The organism is Bacteroidota bacterium (assembly GCA_034723125.1).
Classification (GTDB): Bacteria; Bacteroidota; Bacteroidia; order CAILMK01; family JAAYUY01; genus JAYEOP01.
In genome coordinates this window covers 1-2,055 of the sequence record JAYEOP010000039.1, presented here as the reverse complement: position 1 = coordinate 2,055, position 2,055 = coordinate 1, and the positions used below count along the sequence as shown (strand labels likewise).

Annotated in this window: 2 protein-coding genes; both read left to right on the top strand. The window is 31.0% G+C overall.

Annotation, left to right across the window (positions count from 1 at the left end; translation table 11 throughout):
- Positions 1-66: 66 nt before the first annotated feature.
- Entirely contained in the window at positions 67-1,287 is a 1,221-nt protein-coding gene (locus U9R42_01405) for an FtsX-like permease family protein (GenBank protein MEA3494671.1), read from the top strand.
- A gap of 41 nt (positions 1,288-1,328) precedes the next feature.
- A complete protein-coding gene (locus U9R42_01400) occupies positions 1,329-2,012 on the top strand; it encodes an ABC transporter ATP-binding protein (protein MEA3494670.1) in 684 nt (227 codons plus the stop codon).
- Positions 2,013-2,055: the final 43 nt, after the last annotated feature.

Below are 2,055 nucleotides of genomic sequence, written 5' to 3'. Positions count from 1 at the left end.
AAAGAATGACAAAAATGAATTATAAAAACATTAAAACAATTTTTTTAAAAATTAAAAACTAAAACTATGATATGGTCAATTTCATGGCGTAATGTGTGGAGGAACAAGCTTAGGAGTTCTGTTGTAATAATTGCAATTGCAATCGGACTATCCACCGGGGTTTTTTCAACGGCATTTATGAGCGGGTGGATGAATCAAAGATTGGATAATGCAGTAAAAACAGAGATTTCACACATTCAGATTCACAAAGAAAAATTTAAGGAAAATAATGAAACTTCTTATTACATCAAAAATGCTGATTTACTAACAAAAAAAATCAGGAAAATTGAAGAAGTAAAAGGTGTAAGCAAAAGAATTATTATTAATTCAATGGTTGCTTCTGCCGAATCAGGTACAGGAGTGTCAGTTATAGGTATTAATCCTGAAAATGAAAAAAATGTTACCGATATTTATGACAAAATTATTAAAGGGAAATACTTTGAAGGAGTAAGCAAAAACCCTGTGATTATTGGAGAAAAACTTGCTAAAAAGCTTGATGTTGATGTTAGAAATAAAATTGTAATTACAATTCAAGATATGGATAACAATATTATTAAAGGGGCTTTTAGAATTGCAGGAATATATAAAACTTCAAATACAGGATATGATGGTTCTCATATTTTTGTAAATTACAATGACATTATCGATATTACAGGATTATCCGATGGTGATGCTCACGAAATAGCAATTTATCTTAGCGATAACAAAAACATTGATGGAGTATTAAAAAATATTTCTTCTTTTGCACCCGAAGGATTGCTTACGGAAAGCTGGAAAGAAATAAGTCCTGAGCTGGGACTTTTTGATGAAATGATGGAGCTTTATATGTACATCATTGTAATAATTGTTCTTTTTGCTTTATGCTTTGCCATTATCAACACAATGTTAATGGTTGTTCTTGAACGTGTGCGTGAATTAGGAATGCTGATGGCAGTGGGAATGAACAAGTTAAAAATATTTTCAATGATAATTCTGGAAACGGTTTTCCTGTCATTAACAGGTGGGGTTATTGGAATAGTTATAGGGGTTGTTGCTTCAATGCTTAGCTCCAAAACAGGTATTGATTTATCCCTTTGGGGAGAAGGTTTAGAAGAAATTGGATTTGCAACGGTAATTTATCCTTCTATAAATTTAGAAAATGTTATTTCTATTACCTTCTTTGTAATAATAACAGGAATTATCTCTGCATTGTATCCGGCTTTTAAAGCCTTAAAACTAAATCCTGCAGAAACATTAAGAGCTGAATAATTTGATTAAAATTTTATTGTTAAAAATAAAAATATAGAAAAATGAATATAATTGAAACAAAAAACGTCCACAAAATATACGACCAAGAAAGCATTCCTGTACATGCTGTAAATGGAATAGATTTGAATATTAAAGAGGGAGAATTTACTGCTATTGTTGGACCCTCAGGTTCGGGAAAAACAACTTTTTTGAATATGATTGGAGGACTCGATAATCCTACTGATGGTGAAATAATAATTGATGGTGAAAATATTTCAAATCTTTCGCAAAGAAAAAAAATTGATTTCAGAATGAAAAAGATTGGATTTGTATTTCAATCTTACAACCTTATTCCTGTTCTTACAGCAGGAGAAAATGTGGAATTTGTAATGCATCTTCAAGGAAAATCAAAAAAAGAAAGAAATGAAAGAGTAATGGAACTTATTAAATCTGTTGGACTTGAAGGTAAAGAAAAGGTAAGACCAAATAAACTATCAGGTGGGCAACAACAAAGAGTGGCGGTTGCAAGGGCATTAGCTTCCAAACCAAAATTCATTCTTGCAGATGAACCTACTGCTAACCTTGATTCAAAGTCAACTGCAACTTTGCTTGATATTATGGAAAGGCTGAATAAAGAAGAAAATATTACTTTTATCTTTTCAACTCATGATGAAAGGGTTGTAAAAAAAGCACGAAGAGTAATTACAATTGAAGATGGTAAGATTGTAACTGATGAAAATAAGTAATGATTCCACTCCTAAAAGTTGTAAAAATGAAAATAGCCACAGA